The sequence below is a fragment of the Psychrobacillus sp. NPDC096426 genome, from assembly GCF_044762745.1.
In the GTDB taxonomy this organism is placed as follows: domain Bacteria; phylum Bacillota; class Bacilli; order Bacillales_A; family Planococcaceae; genus Psychrobacillus.
This window is the reverse complement of record NZ_JBIWEX010000022.1, coordinates 62,152-82,645: the sequence shown is the minus strand read 5'-3', so window position 1 is coordinate 82,645 and position 20,494 is coordinate 62,152. Positions and strand designations below refer to the sequence as shown.

The 20,494-nt window shown below is 37.0% G+C and carries 17 protein-coding genes; 11 read left to right on the top strand and 6 right to left on the bottom strand.

The window, feature by feature from the left end:
- Positions 1 to 473: 473 nt before the first annotated feature.
- Both ACIQYS_RS17190 and ACIQYS_RS17185 read left to right on the top strand, forming a co-directional pair.
- Entirely contained in the window at positions 474 to 1,649 is a 1,176-nt protein-coding gene (locus tag ACIQYS_RS17190; RefSeq protein WP_402982538.1) for an AAA family ATPase, read from the top strand.
- Between the two features lie 15 nt (positions 1,650 to 1,664).
- Entirely contained in the window at positions 1,665 to 3,107 is a 1,443-nt protein-coding gene (locus ACIQYS_RS17185; RefSeq protein WP_402982536.1) for a VWA domain-containing protein, read from the top strand.
- Positions 3,108 to 3,277: 170 nt separating this feature from the next.
- Here ACIQYS_RS17185 and uvsE (ACIQYS_RS17180) read toward each other — a convergent pair whose 3' ends face one another.
- Complete coding sequence (gene uvsE / locus ACIQYS_RS17180) at positions 3,278 to 4,243, bottom strand: UV DNA damage repair endonuclease UvsE (RefSeq protein ID WP_402982533.1); 966 nt, start codon at positions 4,241 to 4,243, stop codon at positions 3,278 to 3,280.
- Between the two features lie 40 nt (positions 4,244 to 4,283).
- Positions 4,284 to 5,237 carry a UV DNA damage repair endonuclease UvsE gene (uvsE, locus tag ACIQYS_RS17175; RefSeq protein ID WP_402982531.1) on the bottom strand — a complete coding sequence of 318 codons (954 nt, stop codon included), beginning with the start codon at positions 5,235 to 5,237 and terminating at the stop codon, positions 4,284 to 4,286.
- 253 nt (positions 5,238 to 5,490) lie between these two features.
- On the opposite strand from uvsE (ACIQYS_RS17175), the gene ACIQYS_RS17170 reads away from it, so the two are divergent.
- A complete protein-coding gene (locus ACIQYS_RS17170) occupies positions 5,491 to 5,904 on the top strand; it encodes a DUF2512 family protein (RefSeq protein ID WP_402982543.1) in 414 nt (137 codons plus the stop codon).
- Positions 5,905 to 5,969: 65 nt separating this feature from the next.
- Here the strand turns inward: ACIQYS_RS17170 and ACIQYS_RS17165 are convergent, their stop codons facing one another.
- The 3 genes from ACIQYS_RS17165 to ACIQYS_RS17155 all read right to left on the bottom strand — a co-directional run bounded on the left by ACIQYS_RS17165 (position 5,970) and on the right by ACIQYS_RS17155 (position 9,554).
- The gene (locus tag ACIQYS_RS17165) at positions 5,970 to 7,325 is read right to left on the bottom strand and encodes an FAD-binding oxidoreductase (RefSeq protein WP_402982528.1); all 1,356 of its coding nucleotides are present in this window, start codon (positions 7,323 to 7,325) and stop codon (positions 5,970 to 5,972) included.
- A gap of 111 nt (positions 7,326 to 7,436) precedes the next feature.
- Entirely contained in the window at positions 7,437 to 8,612 is a 1,176-nt protein-coding gene (locus ACIQYS_RS17160) for an aminotransferase A (RefSeq protein WP_402982526.1), read from the bottom strand.
- Between the two features lie 204 nt (positions 8,613 to 8,816).
- Positions 8,817 to 9,554 (bottom strand): IclR family transcriptional regulator, encoded by a 738-nt coding sequence (locus ACIQYS_RS17155; RefSeq protein WP_402982523.1) that lies wholly within the window; start codon positions 9,552 to 9,554, stop codon positions 8,817 to 8,819.
- 480 nt (positions 9,555 to 10,034) lie between these two features.
- Here ACIQYS_RS17155 and ACIQYS_RS17150 point away from each other — a divergent pair, with 480 nt between their 5' ends.
- The 5 genes from ACIQYS_RS17150 (at position 10,035) to ACIQYS_RS17130 (ending at position 14,948) form a co-directional block, all read left to right on the top strand.
- Positions 10,035 to 11,132, top strand: coding sequence for an ABC transporter ATP-binding protein (locus tag ACIQYS_RS17150; RefSeq protein ID WP_402982521.1), 1,098 nt, complete (start codon positions 10,035 to 10,037; stop codon positions 11,130 to 11,132).
- 39 nt (positions 11,133 to 11,171) lie between these two features.
- Positions 11,172 to 12,227 carry an ABC transporter substrate-binding protein gene (locus ACIQYS_RS17145; protein WP_402982518.1) on the top strand — a complete coding sequence of 352 codons (1,056 nt, stop codon included), beginning with the start codon at positions 11,172 to 11,174 and terminating at the stop codon, positions 12,225 to 12,227.
- Between the two features lie 16 nt (positions 12,228 to 12,243).
- Positions 12,244 to 13,146: an ABC transporter permease gene (locus ACIQYS_RS17140; protein WP_402982516.1), complete on the top strand. Its 903-nt coding sequence runs from the start codon at positions 12,244 to 12,246 to the stop codon at positions 13,144 to 13,146.
- A 1-nt stretch (position 13,147) separates the two neighbouring features.
- Positions 13,148 to 13,930: an ABC transporter permease gene (locus ACIQYS_RS17135; protein WP_402982513.1), complete on the top strand. Its 783-nt coding sequence runs from the start codon at positions 13,148 to 13,150 to the stop codon at positions 13,928 to 13,930.
- A 61-nt stretch (positions 13,931 to 13,991) separates the two neighbouring features.
- Complete coding sequence (locus ACIQYS_RS17130; RefSeq protein WP_402982511.1) at positions 13,992 to 14,948, top strand: L-lactate dehydrogenase; 957 nt, start codon at positions 13,992 to 13,994, stop codon at positions 14,946 to 14,948.
- A gap of 449 nt (positions 14,949 to 15,397) precedes the next feature.
- Here ACIQYS_RS17130 and ku read toward each other — a convergent pair whose 3' ends face one another.
- Positions 15,398 to 16,225, bottom strand: a complete 828-nt coding sequence (gene ku, locus ACIQYS_RS17125) for a non-homologous end joining protein Ku (RefSeq protein ID WP_402982508.1) — start codon at positions 16,223 to 16,225, stop codon at positions 15,398 to 15,400.
- Between the two features lie 113 nt (positions 16,226 to 16,338).
- Here ku and ACIQYS_RS17120 point away from each other — a divergent pair, with 113 nt between their 5' ends.
- The 3 genes from ACIQYS_RS17120 (at position 16,339) to ACIQYS_RS17110 (ending at position 20,489) form a co-directional block, all read left to right on the top strand.
- Positions 16,339 to 18,165, top strand: coding sequence for a DNA ligase D (locus tag ACIQYS_RS17120; RefSeq protein ID WP_402982506.1), 1,827 nt, complete (start codon positions 16,339 to 16,341; stop codon positions 18,163 to 18,165).
- 137 nt (positions 18,166 to 18,302) lie between these two features.
- Complete coding sequence (locus ACIQYS_RS17115) at positions 18,303 to 19,460, top strand: iron-containing alcohol dehydrogenase (RefSeq protein WP_402982503.1); 1,158 nt, start codon at positions 18,303 to 18,305, stop codon at positions 19,458 to 19,460.
- Between the two features lie 426 nt (positions 19,461 to 19,886).
- Positions 19,887 to 20,489, top strand: coding sequence for a hypothetical protein (locus ACIQYS_RS17110; RefSeq protein ID WP_402982501.1), 603 nt, complete (start codon positions 19,887 to 19,889; stop codon positions 20,487 to 20,489).
- Positions 20,490 to 20,494 lie beyond the last annotated feature (5 nt).

Below are 20,494 nucleotides of genomic sequence, written 5' to 3'. Positions count from 1 at the left end.
GCCGTGTGCGTTAATAGCGCACGCACGGTTCTGTGAGGGGTGGTGAAACACAATCTCCCGCTAGGGAGAAAGGTTTCCACCTACTCGACCCGGATGAGTGAGTAGATGAGTCATCACAACGTACGCGCAAGCGGCGGTGATGGCTCATCACTCACCCGGCGGAAAGCGTCCACCTGCAGCGGAAATCATAGCGGTCACCTAATAGTACTATATAAGACGCATTATCCCTATACTGCACAATTCCCCCTAGGCTTCGAAAAAAAGATTCACATAAAGGTCATTTATGTTTTTTGATCTATTATGGAGGGATAAGAACCATCTTTCGGTAAAATTTTGTAATGGAAAGAGTAAAATGACTGAGTTTGAATCAAACTGTATTAAAAAGGTTCTAGAATATACATTCTGGGGAAAGAGGCAATTACAAGCAAGATTCCTTTTTCTATTTATCTTACAAAAGCAAGGAGTTATATTACATGAAACCTACTAATTGCAAGAAGTTAGACGAAATCAGACAGGCGCTTAATTCAAAGTTTTTTGAACGAGAAAATGAGGTTGAGGGAATTCTAGTTGCATTACTCTCTAGGCAGCATATGCTTATGATCGGTCCTGCAGGAACTGCTAAATCGGCATTGTCGAGTGAATTATCCAAAATCATAGAAGGAACCACCTATTTTCAATGGTTGCTGACAAAGTTCAGTACACCTGAGGAAGTATTTGGTCCATTATCGTTAAAAGATTTGGAGCAGGGCGTATACCAACGGATTACTAAAACTAAAATGCCAGAAGCAAATTTAGTTTTCTTGGATGAAATTTTTAAAGCCAACTCTGCTATTTTGAACAGCTTACTAACACTTATTAACGAAAGACTGTTCTATAATAACGGGTCACCAGTTCAAGTTCCTTTGATGTCTGTAATAGGTGCTTCTAATGAATACCCTGAGGAAGAAGAAGGTCTAGACGCACTATTAGATCGTTTCCTTTTAAGATATGAGATTAACCTTATTGCAGATGAAACGAATTTTGTCTCAATGTTGAAAGCTGCAGGGCAAACTATACAAATGCCATTTATGACAATGGAAGAATTGCTGCATCTCCAGTTTTTGACCGATAAGGTAGTCATTCCTGACGAGGTATATCAAGCTCTATCGAAAATTCGTGTGGAGTTGAGGGATGAAGGAATTCGCCCGTCAGATAGAAGGTTCAAGCAGTCATTAAGTGTGCTGCAAGCGAGAGCGTTGACTAACCAAAGGCAAGTCGTCCAGATGGATGATATCACGATCCTTGAAAATGTCCTTTGGGAAAAGGTAGACCAAAAAGATGCCGTATCTTACATTATTCGAAACCATGCACATGACGCTATCACGCAAACCCTCTATTCCATACAAGATGAAGCAAATGAAGTGTTCTACTCCATACTTCAGGATCAGTCACCAGAGGCCGGAATGGAAGCGACTCAAAAAATGAAGGCCCTAGTGGCTGATTTAAATAAGCTTAAAAATCACAATCAAAGTCGAAAGGCTGATATCGATGTTTTACTAAATAAAGTAACCTCGATGCAACATGAAATTTTGGATAGGATTTTAGAACCATCTTACTTGGATAACCTAAACGAAAAAAGATGGTCCACGAGTATCTTTTTTAAAATGTGAAAAGGGGTGACATCTGTGAAGTATCCTAAAAGTTATACTGATAATCTTTCCGTTTTGAACACGGACTCATTCGATAAAAGACGTTTCAAAGAAGTTTTTGAGATGTCGCCTGGTCTTCAAAAGATTAGAGGTGAAGGGGTATTACCGATGTTCGAACCATTACTCGCTGACATTTGGGCTTCCTTATATAAAATGAAACCTGAAATTACGGAAAGGGAAGTAGATAACGTTCTTAAGGTCAATAAATCACTCATGGAAAGAATTATGAAGGATGAATACTTTGTAAACTATCGGAATTTCACCCGATTGGATGATTTGTCGTCAGCTCTTGCCACTGTGAAATTCGGAGAGAGGATGAACCAATGGCTAGCTGAGCAAAAAAAGGAAGATGAAAACTTTCAGAAACAGATACATGAACTTCACACGATTCAAAGGAAATATGAAAAGCAAGAATGGCAAGAAAATACAAAAAAGGGAACTCGGGTGTCAGAAGAGAATTTCACAGAAGTGATGACTAAGTTTAATGAGAAATTGCAATGGATGCTTCAAAACAACAGCCACAGCTTATCCCAAGCATTGGCTCAAGCCATGCAAGAAACAAAACAAGTGAAAAATAGTCTAATGTCGTTGCTTGGCGGCTACAGTGCTGGAAATGGTGATGCAGAACTGAAAAAGATTCCTTTGCGAGATCAAATTTTATTAGCTGAAAAAATTGCATCTAATAAAAAGATGAAAGAAATTGCGGATTGGTCTGGAAGATTTAAACAGATAGCTCGTAATAAGCAAAAGTTCAAGCAAAGTGATTCAATTGAGAGAAGTGGGATTACCTTAGGAAACGATGTGGAAAGATTACTGCCGATAGAATTGGGCTTATATATACACCCATTGACAAAGAACGACTTCCTTCGTCGCTTTGTAGAAGGGCAGACGATGCAATATGAGCAAAAAGGGCAAGAGGTATTAGGGAAAGGTCCAATCATACTTTGTCTAGATCAATCGGGAAGTATGCAAACGCTAGACGCGCAATCTAAAGGCTTTACGTTAGCTCTTATGTCCATTGCAAGAAAGCAAAGAAGGAATTTTTGTTTAATTTTGTTCTCTACCTCCACGCAAATTTTAACATTCGAAAAAGGAAAAATAAAGAGTTCAGATATGATCAATTTAGCTCAAACTTTCTTAGGTGGAGGTACGAACTTTGCACTTCCTCTTGATAGAGCATTGAATGTAATAAACGGAAGTCGTTTTAAACATGCGGATATTGTGTTTGTTACAGACGGAGAAGATAGAGTAACGGCTTCATTTCTGGAAGTATTTAATAGGAAGAAAAAAGAGAAGAATTTTAAAGTGCTATCCCTTGTATTAGGTTGTAGTATAGATACGGTTGAACAGTTTGCCGATAAAGTAATTAAAATTAAAGATTTTGATGAAGAGGGTAGTTTTACTGCATTTGAAATATAAATGAAAAATTTAGTAATTACTAATAGATGTTTTTTGTAATGTTTATATTTAATAAATGGCGCTCATTCGTCCGAAAAGAAAGCTTATCCGCTCTCAAGAAGCGCATGCGCACGTAAGAAATCGCCGCGCTCCTAAGAGAGGCCCATGCGCCCCTAAGAGCTTCTTTTCATTTACTTTAAATAGAAAGAAGAGCCATCAATAATTTCAACGTCTTTCCTTGTTTTTACTTCCTCCATTAATCGAAAGAGCGCCTCATCTTTTTTCTTAGCCTCAATCATACAGTCAATTTGTGGAATACTCCCTTTTATTACGTGAAGGAATCTAAAAAACATATCGATGTCTACATAATCTGCATGATGGCGAAATGCTTTATCACTCTTAGGACTTGATATATGCATTTTTATTGGGAGCGGAGAATGTCTCCATGTCTGCACAATTCTATCCCAGTTGATTTCCCAATTTGCATCTTGGTGATAGGCAAGATGATGATGATAATCGAAAACCAGAGGTATGTCTAGTTTTTCGCATAAGTAAAGTGTATCTACTAAAGTAAAAGAAGTATCATCATTTTCAAGCATGATCATATTTTGAATCACTTTTGGGACGTCCATCCAATTATCAACAAAACGTTCAAGTGACATTTCGGTTTCTTTATAATTACCGCCAACATGCATGACACAGCGATGAGTTGGGTCAATCCCCATCGCCTTTAATAATAAGTAATGTAGCTTTAACGTACTTATTGAATTTTTCAAGATATGCTTTTCTTTCGAATTAATTAGAACAAAGTGATCCGGATGAAAATCAATTCTTATCTTATGTTTTTTCGCGAAATCTCCAATTTCACGAAGCGGTTGTTTTAATGGCTTTATATAATTCCAATCAAGAAGTTCTTCGTGGTTTGCTAAAGGGATAAGGCGAGAGGTTAGTCGATAAAAATGAATATCAGACGCAACATTATGTTTTAACAGTCTTAGTGTGTTGTGTAAATTAGAAAGTGCAATACGTTCTAATTTACGAATCGCAGCTTCTCGATCATCAATTTTTTGGAATTGGGTAAAAGTCATTGTTTGCGACGGGGATGCATTTTTTAGTTCCATACTCATTGCGACATAGCCAAGTCGTACAATCGTCATTTAGTCCACCTCATCTATATATTCATTCTATTCTCCACGATTACCATTCTACAGATGAACTTGAAATACGTTTGACTCCTCGAATTGTAGCTATTTCCTCTACAAGTTTTTGCATGGCAAGGTTCTTTTGTTTGGCTTCTATCATTACGTCAAAGTCCTTATCAAGCTCCTTTGCCATTTTTAAGAAGGGGAGGACAAAGTCTAATGAAACTAAATCAGCATGGGAGCGATAGGATTGATCAGATTTTGGGGATGAGATGTGGACTTTCGGTACAATATTAAAGTTATTCCAAGTGCAAAATATACGTTGTAAGTAAAGAGGGAGGTCACTTTCCCCGGTATTTGCCATATAGTGATGATAATCGAGTACCATTGGAATGTTTTCCTTTTCACACGTAATGAGTGTTTCCCGAACATCATACGTTTTATCATCATTTTCTAGGGTCATATGCTTCTTAATTTCCTTTGGTAGTTTTTTTAAATTGTGATGGAAACGGTTTATGGCATTATTTTTATCCCCATAGGCCCCGCCAATATGAATATTAATTAATCCGGTATCAAGAGCATTCATTGCTTGGAGCATTCGATAATGGTATTCCATATTTTTTACTGCATTTATTGTTACTTCTTCTCTTGGACTTGTGAAAAGTGTAAATTGATCAGGGTGAAAGCTTACTCTAAGTTTAAAATGTTGGACAATACTTCCGATTTCTTCCCATTCCTTTTTGAATGGAGTTAAGAAATCCCACATCACTTCCGGATGGGTTGCTAAAGGGACAAGAGAGCTTGAAAACCGGTATAACTCTATTTCATGCGCGATATTATAATACAAAATTCTTTTTGTGTGGTGTAAATTTTGTGCTGTTACAAATTTCAACTTTTCCATTCTCTCGTTTTTAGGAAGCGTTGAATACCGTGTGAAAGTTAAAGTTTTGGATGGACTTGCATCCCATAAGCCTATTGCATTTGCTACATAGCCGAACCGAATCTTCATCTACTTTTCCCCTTTATTTATTACTAAAAATTGAAATCTATTCTGGTAGATTGTTTTTAAGAGAATTTTAAACATGAAAGCAAAAGCCGTATATTTTATTTTCTGCAAAATCCATAAATGTATACATAAATTGAAAATGGCAAAATGACAGTTGTGCATTTCTTTTAACGAACTACTTGTCAAAATGGAAAATTATGTTTTAAGAATCCAAATACAGGGTAAATAATAGGGGATGATATAGTAGGGAGGTAGAATAATAGATCATGTTAAAGCTCTCGTTATTAAATTTATTATGATAGCAGTGGTTCTATTGATTATATTAACCCTGTTATTCGATGTTCCTTTTATGGATACAATCTGGACTAGCTTAGTTTTAACCATATTCGCATATGTATTGGGTGATTTTATTCTCTTTAGGTTATCTCCTAAACGATTGCGTAATATTATGGCTACAATCGGTGATTTAATCATAGGGTTCCTTGTCATTTGGTATATGATAATTGCCCTTACAGGTGCTAATGAGAAACTCGCAGTTGGGTCTATCATATCTGCAATTGTAATAGCTGGGGGAGAATGGTTTTTCCATAAATACCTTGATCGTATAGTGTTTGTTGGAAAACATACATCAAAGTTAGATGAGATTTCTGGAGTAGCTAAAAAACATTAGATTAAAAATAGTAGCATCCAAGCAATTGAAGGCTTGGATGCTTTTCTGCTATTAACGAAAGAATCTTAAAAGAATATTTTTCCGGGATTTAACAATCCCTTTGGATCGAGCATTTGCTTCATTTGTTTCATAATGAAAAGAGCTTCACCATGTTCTCTTTCTTGGAATTTCCTCTTACCAAGCCCGACACCATGTTCGCCTGTACATGTTCCACCGACTTCGATGGCTCTTATTGCTAGCGCTTCATTCGTATACTCCGCCTTTTCTAATTCACCTTCCACATTCGGGTCGTACAGGACAATCGTATGGAAGTTTCCATCGCCGACATGACCCAATACACCACCGGTCAATCCACTTTCATCAATTAGTTCACGCGCATATACGATAAGTTCTGGTAGTTTTGATATCGGAACACACACATCTGCTCCAGTATTGGCCATTCCTTTTACATGTTGGTATGCATAGGCCAGTTCATGACGTGCTTTCCAAAGCTCCAACCGCTCCTTAGAACGGCTTGTGACATCCCAGTTTTCACAGCCAAGCTCGCGCATTAATTGTTCTACAAGCCTTGCTTCTTCCTCAACCGATGTCATCGTACCTGCGAATTCAAAAAATAGGGAGTGAGCAACTGGAAGGTTATAACCCCCATAGGCATTCACTTGTGAAATACTATCTGCATCAACTAGCTCCATGCGCATTACTGGAATCCCACTTTGTAATATTATTTTAGCTGCTTCTGCACATGCTTTCGGCGTATGAAATGTGCATCTTGCAGCAATCGTATGCTCTGGAATACCATGAAGTCGTAATGTAATTTCAGTAATAATGCCTAATGTACCTTCTGAACCAGCAAATAGGCCATTCAAATGGTAGCCAGAAGACGACTTTTTAGCAAGTGAACCTGTATGAATTACTGTTCCATTTGCTAAAACAACTTCTAAATCGAGTAGCTGATCTCGCATAGAACCGTAGCGAACTGCTGTCGTGCCACTAGCATTCGTAGCAACCATCCCACCAATCGTTGCATCTGCGCCTGGATCGATTGGAAACATCAAACCGTGTCGGTTTACGAATTTATTCAATTGTAGCCGTGTAATCCCCGGCTGAACTGTAATCATTAAATCTTCTGGTGAAAAGTTTACTACGTTATTCATGTTTTCGAAGTTAATAGAAATCCCTTTTTTGATTGGAATTGCTTGTCCTTCTAAGCCAGATCCGGCCCCAAACGGTGTTATAGGTACACTATTCTCACGTGCTACTTCCATAATCGTTTCAATATCTTCTCGACCCGTGGGGAAGCAGACGACATCTGGTTCTACTGGTTTATGAAAAGATTCATCATGGCTATGACGGAACAATTCATTTTCATTTTGGCTAACTTTTTCATTTCCAAGACGATCTTTGAGTCTGTCAATAAACATAAAAAACCTCCTCTAATTATTTTCATAGTTAACAATTATTATTCTATCAAGTACCGCATCTTTAGAAACAGGCGGCGTTGTATACCATTTTGCTCTTTAAACATCTTATCTTTAAAGATTCACTGATTTAACGGAAGATAAAAAACGTTCGATTCCATCTAGTCCTTTTTTCAATTCCTCCATTGATTGAGCAAACGATATTCGAATAAATCCTTCTCCAAAATCAGAAAATGCATTACCTGGTATGACGGCTACCTTTTCTTGATCAAGTAGCTTCGTTGCAAAATCCTCTGATGTTAAACCTGTTTCTTTGATAGAAGGAAAAATATAGAATGCTCCTTTTGGTTCAACGACTTTTAAACCCATTTCTTTCAGTCGATTATAGGCATAATCTTTTCTAATTCTGTATTCTTTTTTCATTGCAGTTACTTCCTCTGTATGGGTACCTTGTTTCAATGCTTCAACTGCAGCATATTGACTGATAGTGCTTGCACAAACAGAGTTAAAGGAATGCACTTTATAAAACTGATCTATTAAATAAGATGGAGCGAAAGCAAAACCAATCCGCCATCCAGTCATGGAATGAGATTTTGAAAGACCATTAATAATGATTGTTTTATCTTTCAAACTTGGAATTGATCCTATTGAAAAATGTTCTTCATCGAAAACTAACTCACTATAAATCTCATCAGCTAAAATGAATATTTTTTTATCCTCTAGTAATTTACCAATCTCAAGTACTTCTTCTCGAGTTAAAATAGAGCCTAATGGATTATTTGGGTAAGGCAATACAACACAGCGGGTTTTGTCTGTTATATTCTTTTCAATTAAAGAAGCGGTTAATTTAAATTCATTGTCTGTCGTGTCAACAAACACTGAAACGGCATTACATAGTTTAATGAGTGGATCATATCCGGGATAGACAGGTGCGGGTAAGATTACTTCCGATCCTTCATCAAGGATTGTGCGGAAAGCGATATCTAAAGCCTCGCTCGCTCCGGTTGTAATGATTATTTCATCTTCCGGATCATACGATAAACCGTAAAGATTTTGAACGTAATCACATGCTGCCTGACGCAGTTCAAATAATCCAGCAGTCTCTGTGTAACCAGTTTTATTTTCTTCAATTGCTTTAAGACCCGCTGTTTTAATATATTCAGGTGTTGGAAAATTAGGTTGTCCGAATGTCAGGTTTATAATATCTGGTGAACGATCAATCTTGTTGGAAATTTTCCGTATTCCTGATAATTCTATTTCTTTTACATTTTTATTAAGTAGATTTATCATTTTGTTTTATCCCTTCTGAAGTGAAATTCATGCAAACTACGATAATGACTATTGTTTCGTTTCTAAGTAGAATTTTGTATTTTTCTCATTGCTTAGGAAATTATAAAATCTAAGACATGTGGATAACTTCCTATAAATGAATCTCCGTCCAGACTCCAGCGCCTTGCGCCTCGGGGGCAAAGACAGGCGCTTGCGCATTTGTTCTTAATTTTGATAACTCATCTTCCACGAAATTTTATTCCCTGTACTTACCACCTCCTCTATTATTCTTTTCAATTTCTCATCTGGTATGGTGGAAATATTCAGTTTGATACTAACGGCACCGACGACGCCTCCAGAATGATTAAGTATTGGTGTAGCTATTGTAATAATTCCATCCCCCGGATCATCATGATTTACTTCATAGCCATCCATTCTTATTTTGCCTAAAAGCTCATAGAATGCTGTTCTCTCAGATTCCTCAATTACTTCTAATAATAATTTTTCTATATAATCTGACGGCATATGTGCAAGCATGGTCAAATTAGCCACACCAATATGTAATGGTGTTCTTTTTCCTAATTTGTCATGTGTACGTATTGTTTGATTTATACAATCGATTCGTTCGATAATAATGGATTCTTTGCCGATAGGTTTACTTAAATACACCGTTGCATCAACGGTTCGCATTAAATTTTCCAATTCTGGTCGTAATAAACTCACATAATCTAGCGTGTCATAAACAGTAAGACCGTATTCAAGCCATAAAGTACCAAGTCCATACTGCTTGTGTTGTGGGTCTTGTTGGATCATTTCGTGTTTAATCATCGCATTCAGGATACGATGGATGGAACTGGTAGGAAGGTCACATTCTTTAGCGATTTCAGTGACTGAGAAGAATCTGTTCGGATCATGATTAATTAATACTTTTATTATTTTTAGAGCTCGATCTATAGATTGCATTTAAATACCTGCCTTTCTTTCAATGATAAAAAAATTAGAATAGAAGATAAGAATTAGTCGAAAAATGTAGTTATTACAACCTAGTAGTCTACTTATGTATACGTTACTTTTTCCTTAAAGTCCCAAACAGACAAATATTAATAATACTAATATTAATTAAAAATTCAAAATAAAATGAATTGACAATAAATTTGATTTTAATTATATTAGAAACAGTTCCCACTAGCAAGAATTAAATTTCACTAGGTGGAAAGGGTGATAGATAAAAAAGGGGAAAGTAATTGTGGGGTCGATATGTTCGATAAAATGCAGTAATTCATTATGTAACAAATTAACGGGGTAGCATAAATTTTTAAATACACAAGAATGATAGATATTTGATTTGTAAAGTTGTAGAAACGGAGTCTGTGGAGTTAGAGTGACATACTAATAGAATTTGAGTTAATAAAAAGTTATTTTACTCAGATAGGAGGTCCATGTATGACATTAGGCAACAGTTTATCGGTTGTTAATGCTACAAAATATTATAAGAAATTTAAAGCAGTGGACGATGTTAATTTGATTGTTAATCAAGGAGAATTTCTTACTATACTGGGACCTAGTGGTTCTGGAAAAACATCCTTATTAAAGTTAATAGCTGGATTTGAGCAATTAAGCAATGGATCTATCATGTTGAACTCGCAAGATATTTCGAACAAAAAGCCTTATGAACGACAAATAGGGATGTTATTTCAAAATTACGCCCTTTTCCCACATATGACTGTGTTTGATAATATTGCGTATCCGCTTTCTCTACGTAAAATTGGGAAAGAAGAAGTGAAGCAGAAAGTGGAAAGTATTCTTAAACTTATTCATCTGGATGAATATGCACAGAGATATCCAGAGCAGCTTAGTGGAGGACAGCAACAACGAGTAGCTTTAGCTAGAGCAATTGTCTTCAATCCACCATTACTTCTTTTGGACGAACCTCTGGGGGCGTTGGATAAGCAATTACGCAAGCAGATGCAGTTAGAGATAAAGCAAATACAAGAACATGTTGGTATTACTACAATCAGTGTAACGCATGATCAAGAGGAAGCTTTAACGATGTCTGATAAAATTTGTGTCATGAATAAAGGAAGAATTGAACAGGTTGATAGTCCTGAAATGCTATATAAACAACCTAAAAATCGCTTTGTGGCGGAATTTATCGGTGAAATCAACTTGATAAAAGGGCAGGTTGTAAGCGTAACGGATGGAAATGCGATGGTAAAAGTTAATGAGGACATGAGAGTTAATATAGAAATTAACAAAGAAGCAACGGGAGAAATAAATAAGTCAATGCTTATTGGTCTTCGTCCAGAGAATATTCAGATTGCCAGGGATCTAACCCAGTTCCATAATACGATTCGAGTTAAAGTATTAGAAACCACTTATGTAGGAGAAGCAATAAATATCAAGACAAAAATGGAAACAGGAGAAGAAATCATGGCGAAAATTCCTGCACATATGTCTGAATTGATTGTAAAAGGTGAAGAGACTCTCTTAGGTTGGAATAGTAAGGATGCATGTTTAATTTCTGATGAAATACCTGTATGACTATTAATAAAAGAGATTAGAGAAGGAGTGGAAAGTTAAATGCCGAAAAAATTAGGGTTATTCTTTGTTGCATTGCTAGTAGCGCTTATCGTTGCAGGTTGTAGTGGGGAAGCTAGTGGTGATACGGGTAAGAAAAATAAAGAGCTGGTTGTTGTAGATTGGGGAGGTCCATATACGGAAGTTCATAAGAAAGTTTCGTTTGAACCATTTGAAAAAGAACATGGCGTCAAGGTTACTGTCGTAACGCCGCCTGATATCGGTAAATTAAAAGCTATGGTAGAAAGTGGAAATGTTGAATGGGATGTTGTCAGCGTTGGTAATGATTTTGCTATTCGTGGAGGAAAAGAAGGCCTTCTTGAAAAGTTGGATTTTGACGTGATTAGTACGGAAGGTCTACCGAAAGAGCTTGTACATGATTATGGGGTTCCAGAAAATATGTTCTCAACAGTAATCGCCTATAATACGGAAGCGTTTTCTGCAGGTCAACAGCCTAAAAATTGGGCTGACTTTTGGGACACCGAAAAGTTTCCTGGACCACGTGGGTTATATAAAGATCCTATGTGGACACTGGAGGCTGCACTACTTGCTGACGGGGTAAAGCCAGAAAATCTATACCCTTTAGATGTTGATCGTGGCTTCGCAAAACTAGATGAACTAAAAGATGATATAAAAGTTTGGTGGACTGCTGGGGCTCAACCACCAGAACTTCTTGCAACAAACGAAGTTCCATTAACAAGTGCTTGGAGTGGTCGTATCACGGTAGCAGCCGATCAAGGGGCACCGGTAAAAGTAGATTTTAATCAAGGATTTATGATGTCTAACTCCTGGGCTGTACCAAAAGGCGCTCCAAATAAAGAATTGGCGATGAAATTTATAGCATTCACGCTTGCACCAGAGCAACAGGCTGGTCTTTCTTCTCAATACGATAATGGACCGGCAAATACGGATGCAATCCCTCTGTTATCGGAGGAATCGATAAATCGTTTGGGGCTATCTTCTGACCAACAGAAACAACAAATTTTTGTAAATAGCGAATGGTGGGTTGAAAACTATGATAAAGTGAACGAACGTTTTCAACAGTGGCTTCTAGAGTAGTAATGGGGGTGTAGTCATGATTGAAGTGAAAAAAGAACCAAGGATACTTGCTCAGCAGGTATCTTTTTCCCATCGGTTAGCAAGAATCTCGGGGTTACAATGGCTTCTTTTAATTATTCCATTGGGATATATTATGATTTTAATGGTCTTTTCCATGATGGATTTTTTCAAACTTAGTTTATTTAATGAAGATGGCTTTACATTAGAGTATTTTAGTCATATTTTTTCAACGGATATTTATTTGAAAGTGCTATGGGTAACGCTTAAAATAGCCCTTCTTGTTACATTTTTTTCGTTAATTGTCGCTTATCCTCTTGCTTATATGTTAGTAAGAACTACATCTAAGTTATGGAAAAAGATTATATTAGCCTCTGTATTGATTCCTTTTTGGATAAGTTTGCTAGTTCGGACGTTTGCTTGGTCGATATTACTGCGCAAAAATGGAGTTATTAATATGGTTCTAATGGAAATGGGGATTATTGATCACCCACTTGAACTTATCTACAATACGACTGGAGTAGTCATTGCCATGACTCATATTCTACTTCCATACATGGTGTTAAGCCTTTATTCTGTTATGGAAGGAATTGATCAAAGATTACTTTTAGCTGCACAAAGCATGGGAGCACGTCCTTGGAAAGCTTTTACACAGGTTTTTTTACCATTGTCTATTCCAGGTGTTCTTTCCGGTTCATTGCTAGTATTTGTAATGGGAATAGGATACTTCATTACACCGGCTTTATTGGGCGGATCAAAAACAACTATGATTTCTATGTTGATAGAAAGTAATATAAATACAACTTTGAATTGGCATTTGGCTTCTGCTTTAGCCCTCGTACTATTTGTGGCAACATTACTTTTGTTATTTATAGCGCTCTTGTTGACAGGAAAAAACCCGGTATTAAAGGAGTTGGAATAAGATGTGGCTTAGAATAACAGTTGGAGTTATTATTATGGTCTTAATTTCACCTATTTTGGTGGTAATACCTATGTCCTTTTCTTCTTCTAGTTTTTTTGAATTTCCACCTCCTGGTTACTCATTAAAATGGTATGAAAGTTTCTTTAATAACCGAGAATGGGTAATTGGTTTGTTTCGTAGCCTTATCATAGCTTTGTTCACTTCCATTTTAGCGACTATTTTAGGAATTATGGCTTCACTTACTGTTACAAGATTAAACTTTTGGGGAAAAAAGCTGTTTATGACTTTAATGGTGGCACCGATGATTATTCCAGTGATTATCACCGGGGTTGCCCTCTATCATTCATTTGCTCCGCTAAATCTGTCAAATAGTTTTATAGGCTTGATATTGGCACATACAGTATTGGCTATTCCAGTTGTTTTTGTAACCGTAACAGCTAGTTTGAAGGGAATGGATCGTAATCTAGAATGGGCAGCTTTGGGACTAGGGTCCACCCCTATAGGAGCTTTTTTTAAAGTAACTCTTCCTTTGATCCGCCCAGGAGTTTTATCAGGAGCTTTATTTGCTTTTATCATTTCCCTAGATGAAGTAGTCGTAACCATGTTTTTAGCGGGTTCTAAGACAAAAACATTACCTATCGCTATGTGGGAAAATCTTCGCATTCAAGTTGACCCGACGATGGCGGCAGTTTCAACGATTCTCATTGGACTAACTATTTCATTGTTTGTATCACAAGAACTGGTTTCTGCACGTAAAGCGCGTCTTAAAAATAAACTTCAGTAATTGATTTACTTGGTAATTTAAGAAGTGAGAAGTTGCTAGAATTATTCAAAGGGAGGGTATTATGGTTAATAAAGTTAATAGAGTAGTGGTAATAGGAACAGGATTTGTTGGTTCAAGTTACGCATATGCTTTAGTTAATCAAGCCATAACGGAAGAACTAGTACTAATTGATATGAATAGTGAGAGGGCAGAAGGCGAGGCTATGGATTTAAACCATGGCAAACTTTATTCTCCATCCCCTACGAAAGTTTGGCAGGGTGATTATAGTGATTGTAAAGATGCAGATATTGTTTGCATTACTGCTGGAGTAAGTCAAAGTGAAGAGGAAACACGATTAACAGTTGTTGAAAAAAACACGAAGATAGTAAAGTCTATTGTTGAAAAAGTGATGGATTCTGGATTTGATGGAATTTTTATAATTGCAACAAATCCAGTAGATATCATAACATATGTAACATGGAAGTTTTCAGGACTTCCTAAGGAAAGAGTAATTGGCTCTGGAACATTATTAGATACTGCTAGGTATCTATTTATGCTAGGGGAGTACTTTAATGTAGATGCACGAAGTATTAATGGGTATATAATTGGTGAGCATGGCGACTCACAGTTAGCTGCATTGAGCACAACGACAATTGGCAATAAATCATTATTAGACATTGTCAATTCTAATAGTAAATATAATGTAGAGGATATCGAGAATATCGTTGTAAATGTTCGTGATGCAGCAATTCATATTGCGGAGCGCAAGGGGTCAACATACTATGGAATTGGTATTGGATTAGCTAAACTAACAAAAGCTATTTTTAAAAATGAAAATGCCATTCTGCCTGTGTCTGCTTACTTGGGCGGTGAATACGGACATAATGATATTTATGTTGGCGTGCCAGCGATTATAAATAGGCAAGGATTACGAGAAATTGTTGAAATTGACTTGAATACGGATGAAAAAGAAAAATTAGCTTCATCCATTAATATTTTGAAGAGTGTAATGGATCAATTATTAATCACTAACAATTAATCTGCAGAAATTAAAAAAACAGGGACAACCGTAATGATCGTTACGCATGATGAACCCCAGATACTGAAAAAGGCGACCATCTCCCTAATAGAGTGGTCGCTATTTATATTGATTAAGAAATTATAAAAATCTAGTCATCTAGATAACTTTCTACAAGAACTTCTACATCCAGACTCCAGCGCTTTGCCCATCGGGGTCAAATGGGAAAAAGCTGCTCCTGCGCAAAGCTCGTCGCAAACAAAATCGCTTGTGGTGGCTGAGGAGCTGCCTCCTGGGCCCGCACGAAGCGGGTCATGTCTGCTTTGCCATAGGATGTGGCGCACTTTGCAGATCTACCCCTTTCCCATTTGCCTGTCGGAGGCCTGCAGGATGCAGGTCATACAGTCGTTGCGACACGATGTCGCGTACTTAGACTGTATTCCTCTACAGAGGCGCTTGCAATTTTGTTATTATGAAGTCTTTGCTTTTGCTGTTCTTTTTCTTGTAGTAGGTTTTTTCTTTTTTGTCCGGTCTAGTGAAGCTTGAAGAGCAGACATTAAATCGGTTACATTCGAAGGAAGCTCCGGTTGTTTTTCGCTTGTAGTTACTATATTATTTCCGGATTTCTTCTCCTCGATTAGCTCCATTAATGCTGTCCGATATTCATCGGTATACTTCTCGGGTTCAAATACCGTCGTTAGCTGATCAACTAACATAAGAGCTGTATCAAGTTCTTTTTTCACAACGGTTTGTTCGCTCGGTATATTGGGCACATCTTCCACACTTCTAACTTCATCTGGAAAATGAATTGTTTCCATCATTAACGTTTCTTTATACACTCGAACTACGGCCAATTGTTCTTTAGATCTAATAATTATTTTGGCTATACCTATCTTTCCGGAATCCTCCAGCGCTTTTCTTAAAAGGGAGTATGCTTTTCCACCACCGCTATCGGGTGCCATAAAATAACTACGTTCAAAATAGATCGGATCTATTTCTTCCAACTTGACAAAGTCTACGATTTCCACTGCTTTATCTTCATTTTCCTTTTTTAGCTTTTCTAGTTCTTCTGCATCTAACAAGACAAATTTATTTTTCGAGTATTCGTAAGCTTTTACGATATCTTCATTTTTAACCTCTTTTTTGCACCCCTCACATACTTTTTCATAACTAATCGGAGTATGACATTCTTTGTGTAGTTGTCTTAACTTGATATCTTTGTTTTCGGTTGCGGAATGTAGTTTTATCGGGATATTAACCAATCCAAAACTAATACTTCCTTTCCAAACTGTATGCATGAAATTACACCTACTTTTTCTTTTCTTCTTACTATGCAGTCATTTCTCTATTTTTATGTATTGCGATGGAGAAATGATCGAATGCTATATAAAAAGAGAAAGTAGGAAAAAAGTTGAAACCAATGCTGTTAACGGATGCAACAGACATTCCAGTAGGAAAAGATTGGTTATATGAAACAAAATATGATGGTTTTCGATGCATATTAGAATGGGAAAGTGAACCTATACTTAAAAGTAGAAATGGGAAAATACTTAACGCCATGTTCCCGGAAATTATTAATTTTTGCCATGAAATATATGAACAAATTAGTCCTTACTTACCATTAACGCTAGATGGTGAGTTAGTTTATTTAACGAATAATTTTCAGAGTAACTTTTCCATCGTACAATTAAGATCCCGAATGCGTAAGGAAGATGTAATAAAGAGACATGTTCAAAATTTTCCGTGCCACTATGTATTATTTGATCTTCTAAAATTTAAAGGAGAGAGTCAAACAAATCTCTCGATAACTAAAAGAAAACAAATACAAAAAAAATTATTCCGTACCATTAAGCTCCCCGTTTCTATAAATTATGAAGACAGTAATCGAATTCAAGCGATAGAAGTATATAAGGATAGTGAGGAGTTATGGAACAAAATAATAAGTAACAATGGAGAAGGGATCGTTGCAAAACGAAAAACAAGCAATTGGCTTGGTGATATACGTACAAACAATTGGTTGAAAATAAAAAACTGGAGAATCGTCACTGTTATATTAACGAAATTTGATAAAAGTAATGGCTTTTTCCACGGGGCTGTTTATGAAAAGAAAGGGCTAGTAGAAGTGGTGACTTTCCAACATGGACTTAAAGAAGAGGAATCAAGTACACTAAAAGCTTTGTTTCAAGCGAATGGGACAAAGCTATCTAAGAATGTTTGGGAGCTAGATCCATCCATTTGCGTAGAAATAGCTTGTATAGATTTTGTGGGAGAGAAATTAAGAGAACCGAGGTTCCATGCATTTAATTTTGAAAAGGAGCCGATCGATTGTAACTGGAGTCATATGCTACGACAACTTCATCCTATCCCGATAGCTGTGCAGATAACCCATCCGGAAAAACCTGTTTGGCCATCAAGTAGTCTTTCAAAAGATGACTATTTATTATACCTACAGAATGTATCATCTTACATGCTCCCTTTTTTACGTGATCGTCTTTTAACAGTTATTCGCTTTCCACATGGAGTGCCTGGTGAAAGTTTTTATCAAAAAAACAGTCCGAATTATGTTCCAGATTTTATTGCGACAAAACAGGTTGAGGATATTAACTATATTATGTGTAACGATATCGAGTCGTTATTATGGCTAGGAAATCAGTTGTCACTAGAATTCCACATTCCATTTCAAACAATCCATACAAATAAGCCGACTGAAATTGTATTTGATTTAGATCCTCCTTCTGTCGAAGAGTTTTCTTTGGCCAGAGAAGCTGCCTTACGAATGAAAGCAATTTTTGATCATTTTGATCTGCAATCTTTCATCAAAACGTCTGGAGGTAAAGGAATGCAAGTCTATATTCCACTCCCTTTTGATACTTTTTCATACGAAGATACTCGTGTGTTTACAAAGTTTGTTTGTGATTTTCTAGTCGAACAAGAACCACAGTGGTTTACGACAGAAAGACTAAAAAAGCATCGTGGCGACAAATTGTACCTAGACTATGTTCAACATGCAGAGGGAAAAACAGTTATAGCTCCATATTCGACAAGAGGTAATGATTTAGGACTTATTGCAACACCTTTAAATTGGGATGAAGTGGATCATTCATTAAAACCATCCTTATTTTCTATACCAGCAGTTTTAGAACGTATGAAAAAACAAGGAAATCCATTTCGTGATTTTAGAAAGAATTTAGACAAGCAAAGATTCAAAGACGTACTGACCCAGTTAAAAGAAGAATGAAAAACAACGCACAAACCTATTATCCGGTTTGTACGTTGTTTTTTTTTTTTTTTTACAAATACTCTGAATATTCATCTTTGATGATTACTCTATTACATGTATCATGAAGTTAGATTCAGAAAATAGGAGGGGTATTAATGAAGTCTTATAACTATTTTTGCTCTACTCAAATTCAAATGGGGATGGGAAAGACAAAGCAATTACCAGAGATGTTGCAATCCCTAGAAATTGGCTCATCCATTCTTATTGTGAGTGATCCTGGTGTGGTCCGGACGGGACTAGTTGCACCGATTAAGACTGCCCTAGAGGCATCTGGTTATCGTACATTATTATTCGACTCAATTAAACAAAATCCTCGAGATACAGATTGCTTAGCGGGTGCCGAAATATTTCGCGATTTTGATGCAGACGCTGTAGTTGCTATTGGCGGTGGAAGTGCAATGGATACAGGTAAAACCATTGCGTTATGTGGACCAAATGGAGGGACTCCAACGGACTATGCGGACGGATTACGCTCATACACCAATATTGCACCAATTATTTGTATCCCAACGACTGCAGGAACGGGATCAGAAGTGACTCGCTCCGCTGTAATTACAGAAGAATCAACACACCGAAAAATGACACTCAAGCATGCTTCATTGAGACCAATTTTAGCCGTTCTAGATCCTTCATTAACATTCAGTGTTCCATCTACTGTTACCGCTGCTACCGGTGTAGATGCATTAGTTCACGCCATTGAGGGATATACATGTAAAGTAACAAATCCGATTTCACAAGCTCTTGGTTCTAAGGCGATGCAAACAATTGTTTCCGCATTGCCTACTGCCTTCCGAGACGGGCAAAATGAAGAGGCTCGTCAAGAAATGTTAGAAGGCAGCTTATTAGCTGGCTTATGTTTTGGTTCTGCTGATGTTGCAGCGATTCATTGTTTAGCAGAAGCACTAGGTGGGCTTTACGACACTCCTCATGGTGTTGCTAATGCTGTCTTCTTACCACATGTGTTACGATTCAATGCAGAGGAAAACAAACAAATGCATGCAACACTGGCACGATATATGAAATTCGCAAATGATTTGGACACAGAAGAAATGGCGGTCGAAAAACTAATAGAAGGAATCACATCCTTCACAGAGGCGCTTGAAATTCCTAAGCTAAAAGATTTACCGGGTGTACGGAAAGAAGATTTCCCACGTATTGTGGAATTGGCCGTACAGAACAACTCAACAGCGAGTAATGTTCGTCCCATTACATCTACCGATTATCTACAAATTCTCGAACAGGCCTACTTATAAATTAATAACTAAAGGTATAACCACTTCTCAACATTAGAGAGGTGGTTACTTTTCATTAAGGAGATATTGGAGGCTAAACAAATTTATGACATAGACTAATAGTGTAAAAGGTAATGGCAAGTTACACTTCGATGCGTTTCAAAAGACCTTCATTTTTGAGAGGGTAAATGACTAACGATTCAATTGAAAGCTATTTACAGGAAATCCATTGTTCACGCTGTGAAATTATGCTAATTATTAGAATATGTATTTAAATTTAAATTAATCTACTAAAGCTTTCACTTTGTGTTGCAAGTGGACCTTCTTCAGAGAGTTAAATCATTTGAAAGAACAACGTTTATTTCATTAAGGAGTGCTGACATGTGGAAAAATCGTAGACTATTATTATTTATAGTAAGCATTGGTTTAGTACTAGGAGGTTGTCAAATGGCAAAGGAAAATGGAAAGGATATTAAACCTTCAGAAATGAAGGAGGAAGATTTGCCGGATGTCCGGGCACTACAGGACGAATTTACGCGTAGTTTCATCCAGTCCATAGAAGAGGTCGAAAAAGGATATTATCCATTCCTTTCAGGGACAAAGCGTTACCGGATGCTGTTTCCTCAGGAAGGAGTAATCCATCAAGGATATGGGGTGAAAGACGACCAATTTGAAGGGTTTTTAATGAGTACCATAAATGACAATGGTACTGATTCTCAAGTTAAAATCAATTATTATGCCTATGGCTCGATAGAAAGTGTTAATGGAGGTTTAGAAATGTTGGAAGGGAGTGTTGGACAAAAGCTGGATTTTGAAAAAATGACAACTGAAACTTCGGAAGTCTACTGTGCGCCAATTGAATTCGATCCTGATGTGTTCGGCATAGCGGCATTGGTCTTAAGCCAGAAGGGGCACGGTGTAATCCAAATCGTATATGACACACAATGTAAGGACGACGAACAGAAGTGTCAGGCGATAAAAGAAGAAGAATTGAATAAGATGATCCATTGGGTCAAGTCTATCGAGTTCGTCGACAAAGAAGTCAAATGAAAGTG

What these genes read in the sequence shown, in the direction of transcription:
- ACIQYS_RS17190 (WP_402982538.1), top strand. Translation starts at nt 474, where the DNA reads ATGAAACCTACTAATTGCAAGAAGTTAGACGAAATCAGACAGGCGCTT.
- uvsE (WP_402982533.1), bottom strand. Translation starts at nt 4,243, where the DNA reads ATGACGATTGTACGACTTGGCTATGTCGCAATGAGTATGGAACTAAAA.
- uvsE (WP_402982531.1), bottom strand. Translation starts at nt 5,237, where the DNA reads ATGAAGATTCGGTTCGGCTATGTAGCAAATGCAATAGGCTTATGGGAT.
- ACIQYS_RS17165 (WP_402982528.1), bottom strand. Translation starts at nt 7,325, where the DNA reads ATGTTTATTGACAGACTCAAAGATCGTCTTGGAAATGAAAAAGTTAGC.
- ACIQYS_RS17160 (WP_402982526.1), bottom strand. Translation starts at nt 8,612, where the DNA reads ATGATAAATCTACTTAATAAAAATGTAAAAGAAATAGAATTATCAGGA.
- ACIQYS_RS17155 (WP_402982523.1), bottom strand. Translation starts at nt 9,554, where the DNA reads ATGCAATCTATAGATCGAGCTCTAAAAATAATAAAAGTATTAATTAAT.
- ACIQYS_RS17150 (WP_402982521.1), top strand. Translation starts at nt 10,035, where the DNA reads ATGACATTAGGCAACAGTTTATCGGTTGTTAATGCTACAAAATATTAT.
- ACIQYS_RS17145 (WP_402982518.1), top strand. Translation starts at nt 11,172, where the DNA reads ATGCCGAAAAAATTAGGGTTATTCTTTGTTGCATTGCTAGTAGCGCTT.
- ACIQYS_RS17140 (WP_402982516.1), top strand. Translation starts at nt 12,244, where the DNA reads ATGATTGAAGTGAAAAAAGAACCAAGGATACTTGCTCAGCAGGTATCT.
- ACIQYS_RS17135 (WP_402982513.1), top strand. Translation starts at nt 13,148, where the DNA reads ATGTGGCTTAGAATAACAGTTGGAGTTATTATTATGGTCTTAATTTCA.
- ACIQYS_RS17130 (WP_402982511.1), top strand. Translation starts at nt 13,992, where the DNA reads ATGGTTAATAAAGTTAATAGAGTAGTGGTAATAGGAACAGGATTTGTT.
- ku (WP_402982508.1), bottom strand. Translation starts at nt 16,225, where the DNA reads ATGCATACAGTTTGGAAAGGAAGTATTAGTTTTGGATTGGTTAATATC.
- ACIQYS_RS17115 (WP_402982503.1), top strand. Translation starts at nt 18,303, where the DNA reads ATGAAGTCTTATAACTATTTTTGCTCTACTCAAATTCAAATGGGGATG.
- ACIQYS_RS17110 (WP_402982501.1), top strand. Translation starts at nt 19,887, where the DNA reads ATGGCAAAGGAAAATGGAAAGGATATTAAACCTTCAGAAATGAAGGAG.